We start from the raw sequence: 20,060 nt of genomic DNA, 5'->3' as shown, positions 1-20,060 counted from the left end.
AGCCCCATGAGCAAGAGCCTCAAACGTGTCCGCGCCGCGCTCGACGCCGCAGACCTGCCGATCGACATCCACGAGACCGATGGCGCCCGCACCGCCCAGATGGCCGCCGATGCCGTGGGCTGCGCGCTCGACCAGATCGCCAAGTCGATCATCTTCCGGGGCGAAGAGAGTGGTGAGGCGATCCTCTTCCTGACCGCAGGCGGCAATCAGGTCGACGCCGCAAAGGCCAGCGCGCTGGCCGGAGAACCGCTCGGCAAGGCCGACGCCGCACTTGTGCGCGCCCAGACCGGCTTTGCCATTGGCGGGGTCTCCCCCATCGGACATCTCAATCCGGTGCGCGCTTTTCTTGATCCTCGCCTCCTCGAATTTGACGTGGTGTGGGCCGCCGCAGGCACGCCAAACCATGTATTCGCCATTGATCCAGCGGCCCTCCCGGCTCTGGCCAATGCGCAAAGCGGCGATTTTACCGCCTGAGACATAAGATTTTATTCATATAAAACAATTGCCTGTGTGAAAAATGTAAAAACCTTTCACATTTTCCCTTGCAATGCGACCACAGCACTCCGATCTATAGTAATGTGAAGACGATTTACATTCCAGTTCACCACCTAGTTCACGGAGATACCGACAATGACACCGACCGCCACCGCCTCTTATTCCTCTCGCCCGATGGGATGGTTCGCGCGGGCCGAAGCTTGGCTTGATGACAAGGGCAAAGGCGCATGGATTGCCGCCATGGTTCTTGGCTTCATCTTCTTCTGGCCCATCGGCCTCGCCCTCGTGTTCTACATCACCTACACCAATCGCTGGAGCAAAAACATGTTTGCAAAGTCCTGCCGCCGTTCCACCCACCGTTCGCACATGGGTCACATGGCCCCGACCGGCAACACCGCCTTCGACGCCTACCGCGAGGACACCCTGCGCCGCCTCGAAGAAGAGCAGCAGAACTTCGAATCTTTCCTCGAGCGTCTGCGCGAAGCCAAGGACAAGGCCGAGTTCGACCAGTTCATGGAAGAACGCGCCGCCAAGGCCGCAGCTGAAACCAAGACCGACGCCTGATCTGCGTCCCTCCCTTGCGCCCCGCCCTTCCCTCGGCGGGGCGCAAATGCGACACTCGCACCGATGCAATACCGACGTGATACCGACGCGATACAGATGTGATACGGGACCCAGATATGAGCGACCGCGACTTTACCCTCCCCGACCCTGACATTCAGCCCGAGTTCTATGCCGATGTCCCGACGAAACGCCTCGTCGCTTTCGTCATCGACACCGTGATCTCGATCCTTATTGCCATCGCGGCCCTGCCGTTCACTGCCTTTATCGGCATCTTTTTCTTTGCTTTTCTGGTCTCTAGCGCCGGTTTCGTCTACCGCGTCGTGACCCTCGCCACGGGGTCTGCCACATGGGGTATGCGCCTTGTCTCATTGGAGATGCGCGACCGCGCCGGACAGCGTTTCGACCTCGGCTCGGCCTTCCTGCACACGGTCGGTTTCTATGTCTCCTGCGCCGTCTTCCCGCTGCAACTCATCTCCGTCGTCCTCATGCTCACCACCGCCCGCGCCCAAGGCCTGAGCGATCATGTGATGGGCAGCGTGGCGATCAACCGCCGGGCGCGTTTCTGAAAGGGTTGGCGCGGGCGGGAACGCTTGCTATCGTCGCATAAGACGCCGATCAACGGAGCCCCATGCGCCATACACTTCCCCTCGCGCCCCAGTTCTACGTGACTGCGCCCCAGCCCTGCCCCTATCTCGAGGGGCGTATGGAGCGTAAGCTCTTTACTGCGCTGCAAGGCGATCATGCCGAGACGCTGAACGACTCTCTCTCGCATCAGGGCTTCCGTCGCTCGCAAAACGTCCTCTACCGCCCCTCTTGCAGCGATTGCGCCGCCTGTCTCTCGGCCCGCATCGACGTGTCGAAATTCAGCCCCACCAAAAGCCAGAAGCGCACAATCAAACGCAACGCGCATCTTGCGCGCCAAGCGACATCGCCTTGGGCCACGGAAGAACAGTTCTCTCTGTTCCGCCGCTATCTCGACACCCGGCACGCCGATGGCGGCATGGCCGATATGGACGTGTTTGAATTTGCTGCAATGATCGAAGAAACCCCGATCCGCAGCCGCGTCATCGAATACACCGACAAAGACGATGACCACCTGATCGGCGTCGCTCTGACGGATGTGCTCAGCGACGGGCTGAGCATGGTCTATTCCTTCTTTGAGCCGAACCTGCCGCGTCAGAGCCTTGGCACCTACCTGATCCTCGACCATATCGAGATCGCGCGCGAAGCGGGCCTGCCGTATGTCTATCTCGGCTACTGGGTGCCCGGCAGTCCGAAGATGGGCTACAAAGCGCGCTTTGCCGGGCTTGAGGTCTATTTCGGTGGCCAATGGCAGGCCATCGGAGACCCCGAGCGCTTCGACACCGCACGCCACCCGCTCTCGACCGATCCGATCGCCGAACAGGTCGCCAATATCTCCCTGCCCGACACGCGCAACCCCGGCAGCTAAAGCGTTCCGCATTATACTTGAGGCACGAAGATAAGGCGAAACGCGCGCAACGTTCATATGTTGCGAGCGTTTCGCGAAAAGCTGTGCCTCAGGTTTTTCTCGAAACGCTTTAGCATCAGGCGTCACACAGCCCAAACCACCTCATTCAGCCCCGCCAGCTTGGCCAGCCGGCCCAACTCGGCCTCAAGCTTGGCTGCGCGTTTCGGCGTGTGCAGCCGCTCTGACTCGGTCCAGAAGTTGGTCAGGGTCAGCGTGCCCTTGGCACGATCCCCCTTGGCCTCGATACGCCCTACGAAACGGTTCCCCTCAAGAAGCGGATAGACGTAATAGCCCCATTTGCGCTTCGCGGCGGGCACGAACATCTCTACGGTATATTCAAACCCAAAGAGCCGCGCGAGACGTGCCCGGTCCCGGATCGCCGGATCAAACGGGTTGAGAATGCGCAACCGCGACGTTGGCACCTGGAGCGCCTCGATGCGCGCCTCTATATCCGCGCAGGCCAGCGCCTTGTTCCATGCCCCATCAGCCCCCTGAACCTCGACCTCGACAAGCGCATCCGCAGCGCGCGTGGCCCAGGCTTTGACCTCTGCCGCCGAACACGCCTCCCAAAAACGCTGCACCTCTCCGGGCGTGCCAAACCCAATCCGCTCAAGCGCAGCGCCGCACAATTGGTCGATCTGCTCTTCATCGCTGTAGATGGGCACGTCCTGCGGAAAGACCCGCTCGGCCAGATCGTAATACTTGGTAAACCCTTCTCGATGCGAGGTCGCCAAATCGCCTGCATACCAGAGGTAGTCGAGCACCATCTTATGCGGTGGGCGTTGCCACATGGCCTTCTCGCCCGCGACCTTGGTCTCGAAGTCATGCGTTGAAAGCGGCCCTTCCTCGGTAATCCGCCGGGTCACTTCCGCAATCAGATCCGCATCCAGATGCTTGCCGAACCAATTCGACCGCCCCACCTCTTCCTTCTTGCGACGGAATTGGCGCTGCCACATGGGCAGGAACGTCATCGGCAACACCGAGGCATCATGGGTGAAATGCTCAAAGACCTGCCGCCGGTCGCGCAGCAACCTGTCGAGCATCGGTTCACGGTAGTTCTGGTTGCGGCTCCACAAGATATGATGATGCGCGCGAGAAATGACCTGGATCGTGTCGAGCTGCACAAATCCAAGCTGCTCAATCAGGCCCATTGCGTCCAACGGACCCGTGGGCACCTGCGCAAGCCCATGCGACGTCAACCACAAAGCGCGCGCTGTCCGATTGTCGATTCTTAGTCGGGCCAAACCTCAACACCCCCTCATGTTCCCTATTTGTTTCACATCCCAAAGAGAAGGGAAACCCGTTAAAGCGCCTCGCGACACGCCCAACAACCGAAACGCAAAACGGGGGCCGCATGGCCCCCGTTTCTTGTCTTGCTATGAAGCGCCCCGTTAGTTCGGGATCAGCGCCGGCAGGATCGTCACGATCGAGGGGAAATACCACAGGATCGCAAGCCCGACGACCTGGATCAGGACGAAGGGAACAATCCCCTTGTAGATATGCCCCGTCGTGACCTCTTTCGGTGCCACACCGCGCAAGTAGAACAGCGCAAAGCCAAAGGGCGGTGTCAGGAACGAGGTCTGAAGGTTCACGGCGATCATGATCGTGACCCATTTCGGATCGAAATAGGAACCATAGATCACCGGCCCGACAATCGGGATCACGATGTAGATGATCTCGAGGAAGTCGAGCACAAAGCCAAGCACGAACAGAACCAGCATCACGATGAGGAACGCCGTCGCCGGGTTGTCAAAGGACTTCAGGAACCCTTGGATATAGTGCTCGCCACCAAAGGAGATCACCACAAGGTTCAGAAGCTGCGACCCGATCAGGATGGTAAAGACCATCGACGTAACCTTTGCCGTCTCCCGCACGATGGGCGAAAGAACCTTGCCCCGGAACAGAACCCAGCAGCCATAGATCATGCCGAACATCGCGAAGAGATAGGTGATCTTGGCCACCGCAAAGGCGATCCAGTTCTCGACGGCCACCGTCTCTTGATTGACGCGCAGGTCAAAGTTGACGCCCACGAGGATCATGATGACGATCGCGAAGGTCGACCAGATGATGATCCGGCCCGATTTGTCCTCTTCCTGCAGCTTGCGATAGGCCGCGAGCATGATCGCCCCGCCTGCCCCAAGGGCCGCGGCCGGGGTCGGGTTGGTGATCCCGCCAAGGATCGAGCCAAGCACCGCCACGATCAGGACGAGTGGCGGGAAGACCACGCGCAGAAGCTCGTTCTGTCCCAACAGCCCCGCCGCATAGCGACATCCATAAAGCGTGAGCAGGATTGGCACCGCAAGGAAGACAAGCGTCATCCCCGGTGTCGTCTCCGGCGTGATGATGAGCGCATCCACGATCAGCGCCAGCAGAATGCCCCCGGCCCCGATCATAAGCGGACGGGTGTCTTGCGACGGCCCCACACCACGCGCAGTGGTGAGCACGAAGGCCAGAAGCAGGAAGCCGGTCGCAATACCCGAACCAATCGGTGCGGCATTGTCGAGCTTCGCTTGATACGCCGTGGCGATTTCTTCATCGGAAAGCTGGTGCGATTCCTGCACGCCGCCCGCCGCGTCGATCTCTGCCTGCTCGGCGACGGCCTGATCCCAAGCCGCCTGACCATGCAGTTCGATCATCGCCGCTTTACACTGGTCATCAACCTTGGTGCGCAGGCTCGCGGTCTGACCCGCGTCCGAGTAGCTGTCGACGATAACGTTCTGGCTGCCGATCAGATTGACATTGCTCAACCCGATCATCCCCACCACGAGAAGCGCCGGTACACCAAGGAACCAGACAAGACCGTGATTGCGGCCAATCGGCTCGCTGTTGGAGGCGCCAAGTTCAACCGCCGGAGCGTTCTTGGGGTTCAATAGCGCATAACCGAAGGCATAGAGCGCATAAAGCACGGCAAGCATGATCCCCGGCAAAAGCGCCGCCTGGAAAAGCGTGCCGACCGAGACAACCGCCGGTTCCCCGAGATAGGTCAGAGCGTCGGAACACCCGGCAACCTGTGCGCGCTGTTCCTGTGCTGCGGAATAAAGGTCACCCGCCAGCGTGCCAAGAAGCACGATCACAATCGACGGCGGAATGATCTGCCCAAGCGTCCCCGAGGCCGCGATGACCCCGGTGGCAAGTTTCGGCGAGTAGCCGTTCTTGAGCATGGTCGGCAGGGACAAAAGCCCCATGGTCACCACGGTCGCGCCGACGATCCCCGTCGAGGCCGCAAGGAACGCGCCCACCACGACCACCGAAACGGCAAGACCGCCCGGCAGCGGCCCGAAGACTCGCGCCATCGTCGTCAGAAGTTCGTTGGCGATCTTCGAGCGTTCAAGCGTGATCCCCATCAGGACAAACATCAGAACCGCCAGAAGCGTCTCGATCGACGCGCCTGCGAGAACACGTTCGTTCATCCGGTTGACGATAAACGACAGGTTCCGATCCATCGCCTGTTCCCAGCCACCCGGGAAGACCGGCTCGCCGATGCGTGGCAAATCCGGGTATCGGAAGATCGAAACCGTATCCGGCCGCACGCCTTGCGCGATCAGGTCGGAATACATGGCCGAACCGGTATCAATGGCCTGATGGATCAGGATGCCTGCGCTATCGAGCGCGGCAATGATACCGAAAGAAATGACCCCGGCGCCGCCGATGGCAAAGGCCACCGGAAAACCCGAGAGAATGCCCCCGAAGAGGCAGAGAAAGACGATAATCAGGCCGATTTCGACCCCATCAAGTCCGAAAAGCATGTGTTCTGCCCCTTACTTAGTGCGTGCCTTCATAGGCTTCTTCACCCTCGCCGAGCGTATCGCGGTCGAGGTATTTGCCTTCGCTGTCCATGCCTTCCTTCCATTCGAGATACGAGCGGTAGAAGAAGGCAATTGCATGCAGGAAGACGAGGCCCGCAAAGGCCACGAGAAGAACCTTGAAGAGGAAATAGGCGTTGAACCCGTTGGGCGAGAAACCGATCGTTTCCACGTTCCACTTGAGAATGCGCGCCTTCTTCATCAAAAGCTCGACCTTATCCGAGGCCGAGACCTTGGGCGTCACGAGGTGGCGCCACATGAAGAACCAGCCGTACATCCACGTCAGAACCGCCGCAGGCATCATGAAGATGAGCGAGCCGAACATGTCGATGACCTTCTTGGTGCGGTAGGACACGGCCGAATAGACCAGATCGACCCGCACATGTCCGCCCTGCACAAACGTGTAGGTCGCGCACATGGTCACGATCATCGCGTTATAAAGCTTGAGCTCTTCCGCCCACCAACTGACATCGTGGGTCAGGAAATCTACGTTCCAGATGAGCGAGATTTCGGCGACGGTAAAGATCCGTTGCATGAAGACGATGACGATCTGCTGCAGAACCATGATAAGCCCGGCCCAAGCAAAGAAACGTCCGATGGTGTTGGCCATGCCCTCAAGCACGCGCACACAGCCCCACATGAAGGACCGGCGCCAAAAGCCAACCGCTGTCACGATCAGGAAGATCGTAAAGACAACAAAGAAAAACTCGGTCGAGCCGCCGTAGTAGACAAAGCGCATGAGCGCCTGCTTGTCCTCAACGGTCTCAAGACCCCCCATCCACGAAAGCCATTGTCCCGGATGCGTGAGTGCGTATCCGAAATTCACGAAGGCTTGTGCAATATTGGTGAAGAACCAGACGATTGCGTCCAGCATGATCCCCCCATCCCCTTATGATTTACATGAGGCGCGCTGTCGCGACTTTCTGAAAAGGCCCCCCGAAATCTCGGGGGGCCTCTTCTATTTTCGCGGTTTGGCTTAGCCCAGAACGCGGTCGCGCTGTGCGCGGTAGGCGCTTTCGGACTTCTGAATCCAACCCGAGGAAGACTTCATCGACGCTGCAAAGCTGTCGTAGATCTTCTTGTAGAGCTCGTCGCCCATGTTCTCTTCGTGGACTTCCATCGACGCCTTGCCGAATGCATCCCAAACCGAGTCGGGGAATTCGAGCGTCTTGACGCCAGCCGACTGGAGACGCTGAAGCGCGGCACCGTTGTTGTTGAGGAACTGTGCGAGGTTCCACTGGTGGGTTTCCGAAGCAGCGATCTCAACGATCTTCTGGTGTGCCGGCGAAAGGCTGTTGAAGACTTCGCGGTTGGTGGCAACCGAAAGACCTGCGCCCGGCTCGTGGAAACCAGCGGTGTAGTAGAACTTGGTGATTTCCTGGAAACCGGCTTTTTCGTCTGCCCAGGGGCCGATCCACTCGGTGCCATCGATGGCGCCGGATGCGAGGGCCTGGTACACTTCTGCGCCCGGAAGGTTCTGAACCGATGCGCCAAGCTTGCCGAGGGCTTTACCGCCGAGACCCGGCATACGGAACTTGAGACCGTTAAAGTCTTCCGGACCGTTGATTTCTTTGGCGTACCAACCACCAGCCTGTGCGCCGGTGTTGCCGCCGAGGAACGATTTCAGGCCAAAGATTTCGCCCAGCTCGTCATGCAGCGCCATACCGTCGCCATGGTAGTACCAGTTGGCCAGTTCTTGTGCGGTCATGCCGAACGGAACTGCGGTGAAGAAGGCATAGCCCGGGTGCTGACCCACAAAGTAGTAGTCTGCGCCGTGGTACATGTCGGCCTGACCTGCGGTCACGGCGTCGAACACTTCGAACGCGCCGACGAGTTCGCCAGCCGCTTTAACTTCAACGGTCAGCTGACCGTCGGACATGGCGGTGATGCTGTCAGCGGTGCGCTGCGCGGCATCGAACACACCTGCGAGGCCGCGGCCCCAGGTGGTGACCATGGTCAGCGTGCGCTTGCCTTGTGCATAGGCCGGTGCCGCCAGAGTGGTGGCTGCAGCAGCTGCGCCGCCCATAGCCGAAGTCTTAAGAAAAGAACGACGATCCATTGAGTGATTCCTCCCAGAATATTGTTACAGCCCGGCACGCCGCGAACGGCCTGCGGACGGATCGTTGCAAGTTCTGCCAGCCTAGCCATGCAACCCGCGTGTTGGAATACCTAGTTCTGCGTAGATACCCATCTTCCCGGTAGAAAAACTGACCAATTTCTCAGCAGCCCCCACATTTCCTCCCTCGCCGACAGCTTTTGATTGCAAAATCTCCTCTATGATTCGGCTCCGCAACATCGTAACGAATCATTCATGCGCCGCCTTTTCACGCCTCCACGCCCGTCTTATGGGCAAAAACTGTTCCTGCTCGCGACTGTGCCGCTGATTCTCGCGGTGGCCGCGATCACCGTTTTGGTCGCGACGCAATCACGGCAACTGGCCGAACGTGAAATCCGCACTCTCGAACAGCGCCTGATCGAAGCCAAGAAGGCGGAACTGAAGAATTATATGTCCATCGCGCGCACCGCCTTCATCAATATCTACGGTCGTGCCGCGCCAGACGATGAACAGGCCAAGGTCGCCGTCACCCAGATCCTAGCCTCCATGCTCTACGGGCAAGACGGCTATTTCTTTGTCTTCGACTACGAAGGCACCAATCTCGTCAGCCCGCGCCAGACCTACCTCATCGGCAAGAACTGGACGGGGCTCGAAGACATCAACGGCACCAAGATCACCGACGAACTCATCCGCATCGCACGTCAGGGCGGCGGCTATCACACCTATGACTGGCCCAAACCCTCGACCAGCGAAACCGCGCGGATGGTGACCTACGTGGTCGGGCTACAGGATTGGCGATGGGCGATCGGCACCGGCATCTTCATCGACGACGTGCTCGAAACGGTCGCCGCCTCGCGCGCCGAGGTGCAGACCCGCGTGCGCCGCACCTCACAATACATCCTCGCCATCGCCGTCGGCGCGCTGCTCATGGTGTTCATGTCTGGCCTCGTTATTAACATCCGCGAACGCCGCCTTGCCGACGTCAAGCTCAAGGCTCTGACACAACGGGTCTTTGACGCTCAGGAAGAAGAACGCGGCCGCGTCGCACGCGAGCTTCACGATGGCATCAGTCAGCTTCTCGTCGGCGTCCGTTATGCCCTCGACAGCGCCAAGCGCCGCTTCGCCAAGGGCGATGATCAGGCCGGCGAAACGCTCGACCGCGGCATCAGTCACCTCTCGAGCGCCATTCAGGAAGTGCGCCGCATCTCCCGCGACCTGCGCCCCGGCGTGCTCGATGACCTTGGGCTTGGCCCTGCCCTCAAGACGCTGACCGATGAATTCGCACGGCGCACCGGCATCGAGACCACCTTCAACACCGTGGTGTTCCGGAACCGCCTCGACAACGACGCCAAGAACGCCCTCTACCGCATCGCCCAAGAAGCCCTGACCAATGTCGAGCGCCACTCCGGGGCGACCGAGGTCGATGTCGATCTGCGCGGCCATATCGGCGGCGCCACCCTGCGCATCACAGACAACGGCACCGGCATTCCACAAGACAGCCCGCGCCACCCACAGACCGGCCTTGGCCTGCGCAACATGCAAGAGCGCGTGGAACAGCTTGACGGCACATTGCGCATCTTTTCCTCCCGCTCCGGGACGGTTATTGTCGCCGAAGTTCCGCTCAGCCATATCCTGCCGCCGGAAGAGGCCTCCCCAGACAAAAGAAAGGCCAGTGCATGACCGAGCCCGCGGGCCCTGCCACAATCCGCATTGCCATCGTCGATGATCATCCCATGGTCGCCGAGGGCATCCAATCGATCCTCGAAAGCTACGATGACATCGAGGTCATCGCGACGCTCACCAACGGGCGTGAGGCGGTGGATACGCTGGGAGATATGCATCCCGACATCGTCTTGATGGACCTCAACATGCCGGAAATCGGCGGCCTGACCGCGACGGAAATGCTGCTCGAGGCCAACCCCGACACGCGCATCCTGATCCTGTCGATGCACGACAGTCCGGAATATATCTCCACCGCGCTTTCGCACGGGGCGATGGGGTATGTGCTGAAGGACGTGCCGACCGAGGAAATCCGTACCGCGATCGAAACCGTGATGCGCGGCGAACGCTATCTCTGCACCGGCGCACAAGGCTCCATTGCCCCCACCGAGGGCAGCGAACGAGAGGCACTGACAAGCCGCGAACAGACCGTCCTGCTGCAACTGGCCCAAGGCAAATCCAACAAGGAGGTCGCCATCGCGCTCGACATCTCCGTGCGCACGGTCGAAACCCACCGCAAGAACATCAAACGCAAGCTGGGGATTTCCTCGACCGCTGGCCTGACGCGCTACGCGATGGAGCATGGCGTTCTGCAAGGCACAGGCGTCAGCCTCTAAAGCCCCGGCCCGTCACATGAAAACGCCGCGCGTGCTGCGCGGCGTTTCCGGTGTCTCACGTATCGTCTGAGCGTTTACTCAACGACGATCCCGCTCGGGCGCGGCGTGCCTGCGGTCTCAGCCGGCAGCACCGGATACTCGACCATCGGCATTTCGCCAGTCAGCGAGCCTAGGAAGGCAACGATCTTATCGGCTTCATCGCTGCTGAGCTCTTCGCCCAACTGGCTTTCCGCCATGATCTCAACCGCCACTTTCAGATCCCAGACAAGCCCGGAGTGGAAGTAAGGCGCAGTCTGGTCGATATTGCGGAGCGGTGCGGCGCGGAACACATACTCGTCATCCGCGGTTTCGGTCACAGCAAAGCGCCCCTTGTCGCCTTCCGGCAGGATGTCTGCCCCCGGCTTCTCGATAAGACCGAACGGATAGTAGCCGTTGCCGCCAAGGTTCACATCATTGTGGCAAGACGCACAGCCCTTATCCATAAAGAGCGCAAGCCCCTCTTTCTCTTCGGCGCTAAGCGCATCTTCGTTGCCATTGAGATAGGCATCGAACGGCGCAGGTGTGGTCAGGGTCGCCTCATACGCCTCGATGGCCTTGGCAAAGTTGTCAAAGGATACCGGATCCGCTTCTTCCGGGAAGGAGGCTTTGAACCAGTCCTGATACTGCGGCATCGAGTTCAGGGTCGCGACCACGTTTTCCGGCGTGTTGGCCATTTCGACACCGGCCTGCACCGGGCCTTTGGCCTGAGCCTTGAGGTCTTCCGCGCGCCCGTCCCAGAACTGCGCGATATTGAACACGGCGTTGAGCACGGTGGGCGAGTTGCGCGGCCCCTTCTGCCAGCCATGGCCAATCGAGGTCGGCATATTATCGTCCCCGCCGGTGGCGAGGTTGTGGCACGAGTTGCACGAGAACACGCCCGACGCCGACATACGCGGATCAAAGAACAACGCCTTGCCGAGGTCGATTTTCTCGGGCGTGATCGCGTTGTCCTTCACAGCCGGAACTGTCGAAGGTAGCGGCTTGAAATACTCCAGTGCGTCTTCGCGAAGGTCGCTTGCATTGGCTTGCGCACCCATGACGCAGGCGATGGCGGCCGATGCAGTCAAGAGACGTTTCATTTTCTAGCTCCTAGATCGAGTCTCACGCGTTTGAACGGATCATGCCACCTTTGCAGAACGCAACTTTGATTTAGATCAATTCTAAAAAGCGGAAAAATACTTTATTTTCCATATACTTAATCTGTAAATCACTTGTGAAATCTCGACATTTTCGCTCATGAATCCCGCATTTCACGCGGATCGCGCCAGAAACGCGGACGATACTGTGCGCCACCCCGCCACTTCGCGCAACTTTCAGAAAGAAATCACCCCTCCCTGCGACACTTTTTTCGCATTTTCCATGCAAAGGTGGGGTTTTCGCGGTTGACGCCCCTAGACCACGGCCATAATGTCCCGCCCACACGCGAAGGAGACTGAGCAAATGGGCGTACTTATCGTCGTCGTAGGAAAATGGCGCATGGGCCGGTAACGGACACCATAACGGTACCCCATGCGCCCCCGACAACCTCGGGGGCTTTTTTGTGTGTAAGAGACTATTGAAGTGACGTTGTAAACGGAGAGACAGATGACACGTCAGATGACCGGAGCGAGAATGGTGGTTCAGGCCCTCAAGGATCAGGGTGTGGACACGGTATTCGGATATCCCGGCGGGGCAGTCCTACCGATTTATGACGAGATCTTTCAGCAGAACGATATTCGCCACATCCTCGTGCGCCACGAACAAGGCGCCGTGCACGCGGCCGAAGGCTATGCCCGCGCGACCGGTAAGGTCGGCGTGGCGCTGGTGACCTCTGGCCCCGGCGCAACCAACGCTGTGACCGGCCTGACTGATGCGCTGATGGACTCGATCCCGATCGTTGTTTTGTCGGGTCAGGTGCCGACCTTCATGATCGGCTCGGACGCGTTCCAAGAGGCCGACACCGTTGGCATCACCCGCCCCTGCACCAAACACAACTGGCTCTCGAAAGAGACCGAGACCCTGTCGGATACCATCCACCAGGCCTTTCACGTGGCACGCTCTGGCCGCCCCGGCCCTGTGCTGATCGACATTCCCAAGGACGTGCAATTCGCATCGGCGGAATACACCCCCCCGCAGTCCATCGACACCAACCGCTATCAGCCACAGCTCAAGGGCGACATCGAGGCGATCACCGAACTGGTCGAGGCGCTGGAAAAAGCGGAACGCCCGATCTTCTACACCGGTGGTGGTGTCATCAACTCCGGTCCGGGCGCGAGCCAACTGCTGCGCGAACTGGTCGATGCCACGAATATCCCGATCACCTCGACGCTGATGGGCCTCGGTGCCTACCCGGCCTCGGGCAAGAACTGGCTCGGGATGCTCGGGATGCACGGTCTCTACGAGGCCAACATGGCGATGCATGATTGCGATCTGATGATCAATATCGGCGCCCGCTTCGACGACCGCATTACCGGTCTCGTCTCGGCCTTCAGCCCCGGCTCGAAGAAAGCCCATATCGATATCGACCCTTCCTCGATCAACAAGGTGATCAAGACCGATATCCCGATCGTCGGTGATGTGGGCCACGTGCTCGAGGACATTCTCAAGATCTGGAAGGCGCGCGGCCGCAAGACCAACAAAGGCGCGATTGCCAAATGGCACGAGCAGATCAACGACTGGCGCGCCGTCGATTGCCTGAAGTTCACGCAGGAAGGCAAAACCATCAAGCCGCAATATGCGCTGAGCCGCCTTGAAGCGCTGACCAAGGACATGGACCGCTACATCACGACCGAGGTCGGTCAGCACCAGATGTGGGCCGCGCAATACCTCGGCTTCGAGGATCCGAACCGCTGGATGACGTCCGGGGGCCTCGGCACCATGGGCTATGGCGTCCCCGCCTCCATTGGTGTGCAAATGGCTCATCGCGACAGCCTCGTGATCAACGTCGCGGGCGAAGCGTCGTGGCTGATGAACATGCAAGAGATGGGCACCGCAGTGCAATTCCGGCTGCCGGTCAAACAGTTCATCCTCAACAACGAGCGTCTCGGCATGGTGCGCCAGTGGCAGGAACTGCTGCACGGCGAACGCTATTCCCATAGCTGGTCCGAAGCCCTGCCCGATTTCGTCAAGCTCGCCGACGCCTTTGGCTGCAAGGGCATCCGCTGCGACAACCCCGACGATCTCGACGAGGCGATCAAGGAAATGCTCGCCTATGACGGCCCGGTGATTTTCGACTGCCTGGTCGAGAAGCACGAAAACTGCTTCCCGATGATCCCGTCGGGCAAACCGCATAACGAAATGCTTCTGGGCGAAGCCTCGACCGAAGGTGCCATCGAAGCCGGCGGCGCCGTGCTTGTGTAAGGAGAGACGACTATGGCTGCTCTAAAGATCAAGAAAGGCTCGACCAAGCACTCGGCCTATAACCTGCGCCCGAATTTCTCCGACGTGCAGGAAACCCATACGCTCGCGGTGAATGTCGACAACGAGCCGGGCGTCCTTGCCCGCGTCATCGGCCTGTTCTCGGGCCGGGGCTACAACATCGAAAGCCTGACCGTGGCCGAGGTCGATCACCTTGGCCACCAGTCGCGCATCACCATCGTGACCAAAGGCACGCCGCAGGTCATCGAACAGATCAAAGCCCAGCTTGGCCGCATCGTGCCCGTGCACGAAGTGCATGACCTGACCGTCGAAGGCCCCGCCGTCGAACGCGAGCTTGGCCTGTTCAAGGTCACGGGCGATGGTGACAAACGCATCGAAGCCCTGCGCCTCGCCGAGATCTTCCGCGCCAACGTGGTTGACTCGACCCTCGGTAGCTTTGTCTTCGAGATCACCGGCGCGCCCGAGAAGATCGACGCCTTTGCCGATCTGATGCGCCCGCTCGGCCTTGTCGAAGTGGCACGCACCGGCGTTGCGGCGCTGTCGCGCGGCGCGGTCTGACGCCGCCGCCCCTTCACCGTCTCATGTAAAAAAAGGGGGCCACATGGCCCCCTTTCTTGCCCCTCACCCAAATAGTCGGGTCAGGCAGGGAGAAACTCTCCGGCCCGCCGCGCGTTGCGTCGGCGCGTAAATGGAATGATGTTCGCGGCACTGAAACCCGCGCCCCTTTGCTCCTGCGGCTCGGGCTCCGCCTTGGGCGCGCTCGCATCAACAAGACGTTCTGTCAGCCCCTCATAGGCCCCCTGCTGAAGCCGGCGCATGTTCCTTGCAAGGCGACGCTGATTGTCCTGCTGCATCTCGAATTGCACGAGGTCGCCCGCATCAAGCGTGGCGCCGTCGAAAATCGAGCTGCCCGCGCCGTCAAAATAGGCAAGTTCACCGTGGTCTTCGCACCAGATCACGGCCTTCTTGTCGGTGCTATCGCTCCAGAGAACCACGCCAAGCATCTGAGGCCAAACTCCTTTTTCCACTCTCTTCGAGTGTTCCAAAGAACTCGAAATGAAAACACGTAAAATTGCGCGTCGCTTGCTTCGGAATTGTGTCGACTCTGCCCTATATGGATGCGAAACTGCATCACCATGATGTTAGTTGGCGTCAATTCGCACAGACAACTCGCGCCAGGCGAGATGCAATGATAATATGACCAACCGGAGGGTGCATTGGTCAAGAACGACAAGATACAGAATCAGGACATGTCCCCAGCCGACCTGCGCAAGATGTTCGGCGAGAACCTCCGCATCCTGGCCAAAACCTACCCGTCCGTCTCACAGCTCTGCCGCGAGCTCGGCATCAACCGGACGCAGTTCAACCGCTATCTGTCCGGCGAGAGTTTCCCGCGCCCCGACGTGCTACATCGCATCTGTAGCTTCTTTGGTGTCGATGCCCGCATCCTGCTCGAACCGATCGACACGCTTGAAACAGAGCGCGGCGTCCTGAACCACCCGTTGATCGACGACTATATCGGCGCTGGCATGACGGACATCCCCCAAGATGTGTTTCCGAACGGGTTCTACCGTTTCTCCCGACTGAGTTTTACCGAGGCAGATCTGGTCATTACCGGCCTTGTCTATGTCTTTCGTCGCGACAACCACACCTTCATCCGCGGCTATGAAGCCAAGGAAGGCATGCGCCAGCAGGGCCTGCCCACAGATCCGACAACCCGCGAGTTCCGTGGCGTGATCCTGCCACAGGAAGACGGCGTTGCCGCGCTCGTCTCGCATCGCCGCACCATGGCCACCTCTTTCAACTACCTAAGCCGCGTCGCCTCGTTCCAGAACCACTACTGGACCGGCTACGCGACACGCACCGTCCGGGAAACGGTCACAGGACGCCGCGCCGCGCGGCTCGTTTACGAACATCTCGGCGCCTTCGGCCCCGAGGTTCTACAGGCCGCGCGCAAGGTCGGATTCTGTAGCACCGAAGAGCTGATTCCCTATCACCGCAAGCTGCTTCAACCCGAACGCCCCTTCTCTTGATCCGCATCAGGGCGACGCCCCAACGTGTCGCCCCAAGTCAATTCAAGTCGCAGTTAGGCAAATGAATTGACGCCCCCCCGGCTAATCTCTGTCCACCCTCAGAGGAGTTAGCCATGGAAATCCAAGACCTGTCGGCTGTGCGCCGTCCCGTGGAAGAGGCCCTCGGCCTGCCCAATAGCCATTACACCGATCCGGCCCAATTCGAAGCCGAGAAGAAGGCGGTTCTTTTTGCCTCTTGGTCGGGCCTCGCCGTGGCCGCAGACGTGCCTGAACCCGGCGATGCTGTCCCGATGAGCTTTCTTGGCATGCCTCTGCTGCTCTTGCGCGACAAACAGGGTCAGGTCCGCGTCTTCTACAACACCTGCCGTCACCGTGGCATGATCCTTGTCGAAGAACCGCGCAAGATCGAGGGCGCGATCCGCTGTCCCTACCATTCCTGGTGCTACGCCACCGATGGCCGCCTCGTCACGACGCCCCATGTCGGTGGCCCCGGCCAAAACACCCATGACGCCGTCAAACGCTCCGAGCTTGGGCTCATTGAGGTCCGTAGCCATATCTGGCGCGATGTGGTCTTTATCAACGTCTCCGGCGACGCCGCCCCCTTCGAAGAGGTCCACGCCGATCTTCTGAAGCGTTGGGAAGAGGTCGAAAAGCCCGTCTATCACGGCGGCACCGATAGCAAGTTCACCCTCGAAGTGAATACCAACTGGAAACTCGCCGTCGAAAACTACTGCGAAAGCTATCACCTGCCTTGGGTCCACCCCGGCCTCAACAGCTACTCGCGCCTCGAGGACCACTACAACATCGCCGAGCCGGGCCAGTATTCCGGTCAAGGCACGCTGGTCTATCGCCAGTTGAAAAGCCATAACGGCGACACGTTCCCCGATTTCGACGGCCTTTCGGACAAATGGGACGAGGGCGCGGAATACATCGCCGTCTACCCCAACGTCCTCCTCGGCGCACAGCGCGACCACGCCTTCGCCATTGTGCTCGAGCCCGTCGCCATCGACCAGACGATCGAGCACATCCATCTCTACTACGCCGCGCCCGAAATCGAACAAGGCCTGCGTGCGCGCAATACGCAGCTTTGGAAAACCGTCTTCGAAGAAGATGTCTTCGTGGTCGAGGGCATGCAACGCGGCCGCCATGCGGTCGGCTTTGACGGCGGTCGCTTCTCGCCCGCGATGGATGGCCCCACCCACTGCTTCCACGATTGGGTCGCCTCGCGCTACGAGATCGCCAACGCCAATCAATCGACCGCGGCGGAATGACCAGAGAGGCGCTGGACACCCGCCTCCTTGCGGCCCACGAGACCGGCGACAGGCCGTCTCTCGTGGCGCTTTATCGCGAGGCGGCGGAGACCGCCAACGCCGATGAGGCACGTGGCTTCTACCTGACCCATGCCTATGTCTTTGCTCTTGAATCCGGGCACCACATGGCGCCTGACCTGCATGCCATGCTGCGTGCCATGGGGCGGGAAGAGTAAGGCTTATTAGGCCAAGGCATCCTCGGCGTCGGCCTCATAGGCCGATGCCTCCGCCTCCCCGGCTTCTTTCATCAGCGAATAAAGATGCCACGATGCATGCCCCAATAGCGGCAGCACAAGGAACAACCCAAGAAACCCCGGCACCATCGCCGCAAATGTCAGCGCCGCAATAAGCGCGGCCCAGAGGATCATCGGGACAAAATTCTCAGTCACGCTCTGAAAGCTGGTGATCATCGCCGTCACGAAATCCAACTCGCGGTCAAGCAATAGCGGCAGCGACAGCACCGTGATCATATATAGCAAGAGCGCGAACGCCGCCCCCACGACTGAGCCAAAGCCAAGCATCATCAGTCCATTGCCACTTAGGTAAACCTCGTAGGACGAAGACACATTGGTCATGGTCGATAGGCCAAGGAAAAGCGCGAAGATCATGTGGGCGAGGAAGAACCAGAATAGGAACACGACAACGATCACCGCACAGATCGAAGGCAGCTGGCGCTTGCTCTGCCGCCCAACCACACCAAAGATCGCGTAGAGGTCCATCGCCCGCCCCTGCTCAAGGCGCCGTGACACCTCATAGAGGCCAACCGCCGCGAAGGGCCCGAGAAGCGGAAAGCCGATGGCCGCGAAGACAAGCCAATAGCTCTGCCCCGTCGCCAGCGTGATCCAAGAGATGAGCCACCCCGCCAGCACATAGAACACCGAGAACACGATCCCGTAGCCCGGCTTGGCGCGAAAATCGCGCCATCCCCGCACAAGCGCCTCGCGCAGCATCCCGATCGTGACACTGCCGAGGTCCGGCACACCATGCTCAGGCCGTTGTTCTGCTCTGTCCGGCATCCATCCCTCCCAAAACGCATGTCGTTCTGACGATATGAACGCGTGTCGCTTTACAAATCAACCTTTTCACGCATCGGGAAAGATCTGCGGGCGCTGTTCTGGCCAATGAGTGGCCCGATGATAGGCCTCCGCCACCTCAAGAAGCGCTCGGTCCGCCCCTTTGCGCGCGATAAGCTGCATGCCCATCGGCAAGCCCGCCTCGCCAAAGCCCACCGGAACGCTGATCGCCGGAAGCCCCGCAAGGCTCGCCGGGACCACGACTTCCATCCAGCGATGATAGGTATCCATCTCGCGCGCGCCAATCGCCTCGGGAAAGCGCCACTCGACCGGGAAGGGCCAGACTTGCGCTGTCGGCAGCGCGAGCACATCATAGCTCTCGAACAGGTCCGCCGCCCGCTCGAACCACCGCGCCCGTGCGGCGCCCGCCCGGCTGATCGCCATGGCGTCAAGCTTGAGCCCCGCCTCAATCTCCCAGATTGCCTCTGCCTTGAGCGCCGCGCGCTTGCGCGTATCCGCATGAAGCGGCGCAAGCTCCGTCGCGACGGCCCAATGGCGCAACGTGCACCAACTCTCCCAGAGCCGCTCCGCCGCCATCGGCGCGGGCAAGGCCTCGACCCCGGCCCCAAGGTCCTCGAGAACCCCAAGCCCCGCCTCACAAAGCGCCAGGATACCGTCCTCCATCGCATAGGCCCCACCCCAGTCTCCAAGCCAGCCAACCCGCACCCCCCGAAGCCGCGGCTGCGGGCCAAGCGTCCACTCCTGCACCGGGACGTTATGTGGCACTTTCGGGTTCGGCGCGGCGATCACAGACAACAAAAGCGCAAGGTCGCCCGGGCTGCGCGCCATTGGGCCATTGGTCGAGATCTGCTGCAAAAAGGTTTCGCCGCCCGCATCGCGCGGCACCACGCCCCAACTGGGCCGAAAGCCGTAGATATTACAGAACCCCGCCGGGTTGCGCAGGCTGCCCATCATGTCCGACCCATCGGCCAACGCCACCATCCGCGCCGCCAATGCCGCCGCAGCACCCCCCGAAGACCCTCCCGCGCTCTTGGCATGGTCATAAGGGTTGTGCGTCGCGCCAAAGACCGGGTTGAACGTATGCGAGCCAAGCCCGAATTCCGGCACGTTGGTCTTGCCGATAAAGATCGCCCCCGCGCCGCGCATCCGCGCCACCATGACATCGTCTTGCGGCGCGGGTGTCTCGGCAAAGAGGCTCGATCCCATCGAAGTCGGTACCCCCTTCACGCTGGCGAAATCCTTGACCGCCATCGGAAGCCCGTGCAACGCGCCCCGCGCCTCGACCGGCACCCGGTCCGCCGCCCGCGCCTCGCTGAGCAAATCCTCGGTCTCCCGACGCGAGATAATCGCGTTGAGACCGGGGTTCAGCCCATCCACGCGGTTAAGCGTCGCCGCCATGACCTCTTCGCACGATAGGCGCCGCTCCCGCATCGCCGCGACAAGCGCCTCCGCCTCCCAATCCAGAAACTCGCCCATACTGAAATCCTTCCCTGACCCACCGAACGCTAAAGGCCCCACGCTTTCGCGCAAGGCCCATCTCTTCC

The 20,060-nt window shown here is 60.3% G+C and carries 19 protein-coding genes; 11 read left to right on the top strand and 8 right to left on the bottom strand.

Translation table 11 applies throughout. The features are described from left to right. Window positions 1-6: 6 nt before the first annotated feature. The 4 genes from R1W01_RS04210 (at window position 7) to R1W01_RS04195 (ending at window position 2,509) form a co-directional block, all read left to right on the top strand. Complete coding sequence (locus R1W01_RS04210) at window positions 7-474, top strand: YbaK/EbsC family protein (RefSeq protein WP_297756151.1); 468 nt, start codon at window positions 7-9, stop codon at window positions 472-474. A 156-nt stretch (window positions 475-630) separates the two neighbouring features. After that, window positions 631-1,059, top strand: coding sequence for a DUF2852 domain-containing protein (locus tag R1W01_RS04205; protein WP_243612456.1), 429 nt, complete (start codon window positions 631-633; stop codon window positions 1,057-1,059). 116 nt (window positions 1,060-1,175) lie between these two features. Continuing rightward, window positions 1,176-1,625 carry an RDD family protein gene (locus tag R1W01_RS04200; protein ID WP_297756153.1) on the top strand — a complete coding sequence of 150 codons (450 nt, stop codon included), beginning with the start codon at window positions 1,176-1,178 and terminating at the stop codon, window positions 1,623-1,625. Between the two features lie 62 nt (window positions 1,626-1,687). Beyond that, window positions 1,688-2,509 (top strand): arginyltransferase, encoded by an 822-nt coding sequence (locus tag R1W01_RS04195; protein WP_297756155.1) that lies wholly within the window; start codon window positions 1,688-1,690, stop codon window positions 2,507-2,509. 122 nt (window positions 2,510-2,631) lie between these two features. Here the strand turns inward: R1W01_RS04195 and R1W01_RS04190 are convergent, their stop codons facing one another. The 4 genes from R1W01_RS04190 to R1W01_RS04175 all read right to left on the bottom strand — a co-directional run bounded on the left by R1W01_RS04190 (window position 2,632) and on the right by R1W01_RS04175 (window position 8,410). Then, window positions 2,632-3,792, bottom strand: coding sequence for a winged helix-turn-helix domain-containing protein (locus R1W01_RS04190; protein ID WP_297756157.1), 1,161 nt, complete (start codon window positions 3,790-3,792; stop codon window positions 2,632-2,634). Between the two features lie 147 nt (window positions 3,793-3,939). Beyond that, window positions 3,940-6,294: a TRAP transporter large permease subunit gene (locus R1W01_RS04185; protein ID WP_297756159.1), complete on the bottom strand. Its 2,355-nt coding sequence runs from the start codon at window positions 6,292-6,294 to the stop codon at window positions 3,940-3,942. Window positions 6,295-6,310: 16 nt separating this feature from the next. Then, on the bottom strand, window positions 6,311-7,225 hold the full coding sequence (locus tag R1W01_RS04180; protein WP_297756161.1) for a TRAP transporter small permease subunit: 915 nt from the start codon (window positions 7,223-7,225) through the stop codon (window positions 6,311-6,313). 102 nt (window positions 7,226-7,327) lie between these two features. Continuing rightward, window positions 7,328-8,410 (bottom strand): TRAP transporter substrate-binding protein, encoded by a 1,083-nt coding sequence (locus R1W01_RS04175; protein WP_243612450.1) that lies wholly within the window; start codon window positions 8,408-8,410, stop codon window positions 7,328-7,330. A 252-nt stretch (window positions 8,411-8,662) separates the two neighbouring features. On the opposite strand from R1W01_RS04175, the gene R1W01_RS04170 reads away from it, so the two are divergent. Together R1W01_RS04170 and R1W01_RS04165 are read left to right on the top strand one after the other, a co-directional pair. Further along, a complete protein-coding gene (locus R1W01_RS04170; RefSeq protein WP_243612449.1) occupies window positions 8,663-10,087 on the top strand; it encodes a cache domain-containing protein in 1,425 nt (474 codons plus the stop codon). Next, window positions 10,084-10,743 carry a response regulator transcription factor gene (locus tag R1W01_RS04165; RefSeq protein ID WP_243612448.1) on the top strand — a complete coding sequence of 220 codons (660 nt, stop codon included), beginning with the start codon at window positions 10,084-10,086 and terminating at the stop codon, window positions 10,741-10,743. The genes R1W01_RS04170 and R1W01_RS04165 overlap by 4 nt, the downstream gene beginning before the upstream one ends. 74 nt (window positions 10,744-10,817) lie before the next feature. On the opposite strand, the gene R1W01_RS04160 is transcribed toward R1W01_RS04165, so the two are convergent. Then, window positions 10,818-11,861, bottom strand: coding sequence for a cytochrome-c peroxidase (locus tag R1W01_RS04160; protein WP_411028139.1), 1,044 nt, complete (start codon window positions 11,859-11,861; stop codon window positions 10,818-10,820). A gap of 505 nt (window positions 11,862-12,366) precedes the next feature. Between R1W01_RS04160 and R1W01_RS04155 the strand changes: the two genes are divergently transcribed. Both R1W01_RS04155 and ilvN read left to right on the top strand, forming a co-directional pair. Further along, window positions 12,367-14,121, top strand: a complete 1,755-nt coding sequence (locus tag R1W01_RS04155; RefSeq protein ID WP_297756167.1) for an acetolactate synthase 3 large subunit — start codon at window positions 12,367-12,369, stop codon at window positions 14,119-14,121. 12 nt (window positions 14,122-14,133) lie between these two features. Further along, entirely contained in the window at window positions 14,134-14,697 is a 564-nt protein-coding gene (gene ilvN / locus R1W01_RS04150) for an acetolactate synthase small subunit (RefSeq protein ID WP_243612446.1), read from the top strand. A gap of 80 nt (window positions 14,698-14,777) precedes the next feature. Here the strand turns inward: ilvN and R1W01_RS04145 are convergent, their stop codons facing one another. After that, entirely contained in the window at window positions 14,778-15,143 is a 366-nt protein-coding gene (locus tag R1W01_RS04145) for a hypothetical protein (RefSeq protein ID WP_297756169.1), read from the bottom strand. Between the two features lie 246 nt (window positions 15,144-15,389). On the opposite strand from R1W01_RS04145, the gene R1W01_RS04140 reads away from it, so the two are divergent. The 3 genes from R1W01_RS04140 (at window position 15,390) to R1W01_RS04130 (ending at window position 17,658) form a co-directional block, all read left to right on the top strand. Then, a complete protein-coding gene (locus R1W01_RS04140; protein WP_243612444.1) occupies window positions 15,390-16,172 on the top strand; it encodes a helix-turn-helix domain-containing protein in 783 nt (260 codons plus the stop codon). A 113-nt stretch (window positions 16,173-16,285) separates the two neighbouring features. Further along, window positions 16,286-17,443, top strand: a complete 1,158-nt coding sequence (locus R1W01_RS04135; protein WP_297756173.1) for an aromatic ring-hydroxylating oxygenase subunit alpha — start codon at window positions 16,286-16,288, stop codon at window positions 17,441-17,443. After that, window positions 17,440-17,658 (top strand): hypothetical protein, encoded by a 219-nt coding sequence (locus R1W01_RS04130; RefSeq protein WP_243612442.1) that lies wholly within the window; start codon window positions 17,440-17,442, stop codon window positions 17,656-17,658. Before R1W01_RS04135 ends, R1W01_RS04130 begins: the two co-directional genes overlap by 4 nt. A gap of 6 nt (window positions 17,659-17,664) precedes the next feature. Here the strand turns inward: R1W01_RS04130 and R1W01_RS04125 are convergent, their stop codons facing one another. Next, on the bottom strand, window positions 17,665-18,498 hold the full coding sequence (locus tag R1W01_RS04125; protein ID WP_297756175.1) for a DUF2189 domain-containing protein: 834 nt from the start codon (window positions 18,496-18,498) through the stop codon (window positions 17,665-17,667). A 66-nt stretch (window positions 18,499-18,564) separates the two neighbouring features. Next, a complete protein-coding gene (locus R1W01_RS04120) occupies window positions 18,565-19,992 on the bottom strand; it encodes an amidase (protein ID WP_297756177.1) in 1,428 nt (475 codons plus the stop codon). Window positions 19,993-20,060: the final 68 nt, after the last annotated feature.

The sequence above is a fragment of the Shimia sp. FJ5 genome, from assembly GCF_032918335.1.
GTDB classification, from domain to species: domain Bacteria; phylum Pseudomonadota; class Alphaproteobacteria; order Rhodobacterales; family Rhodobacteraceae; genus Shimia; species Shimia aestuarii_A.
The sequence above is the reverse complement of the archived record's forward strand: the minus strand, read 5'-3'. Positions and strand labels throughout refer to the sequence as shown.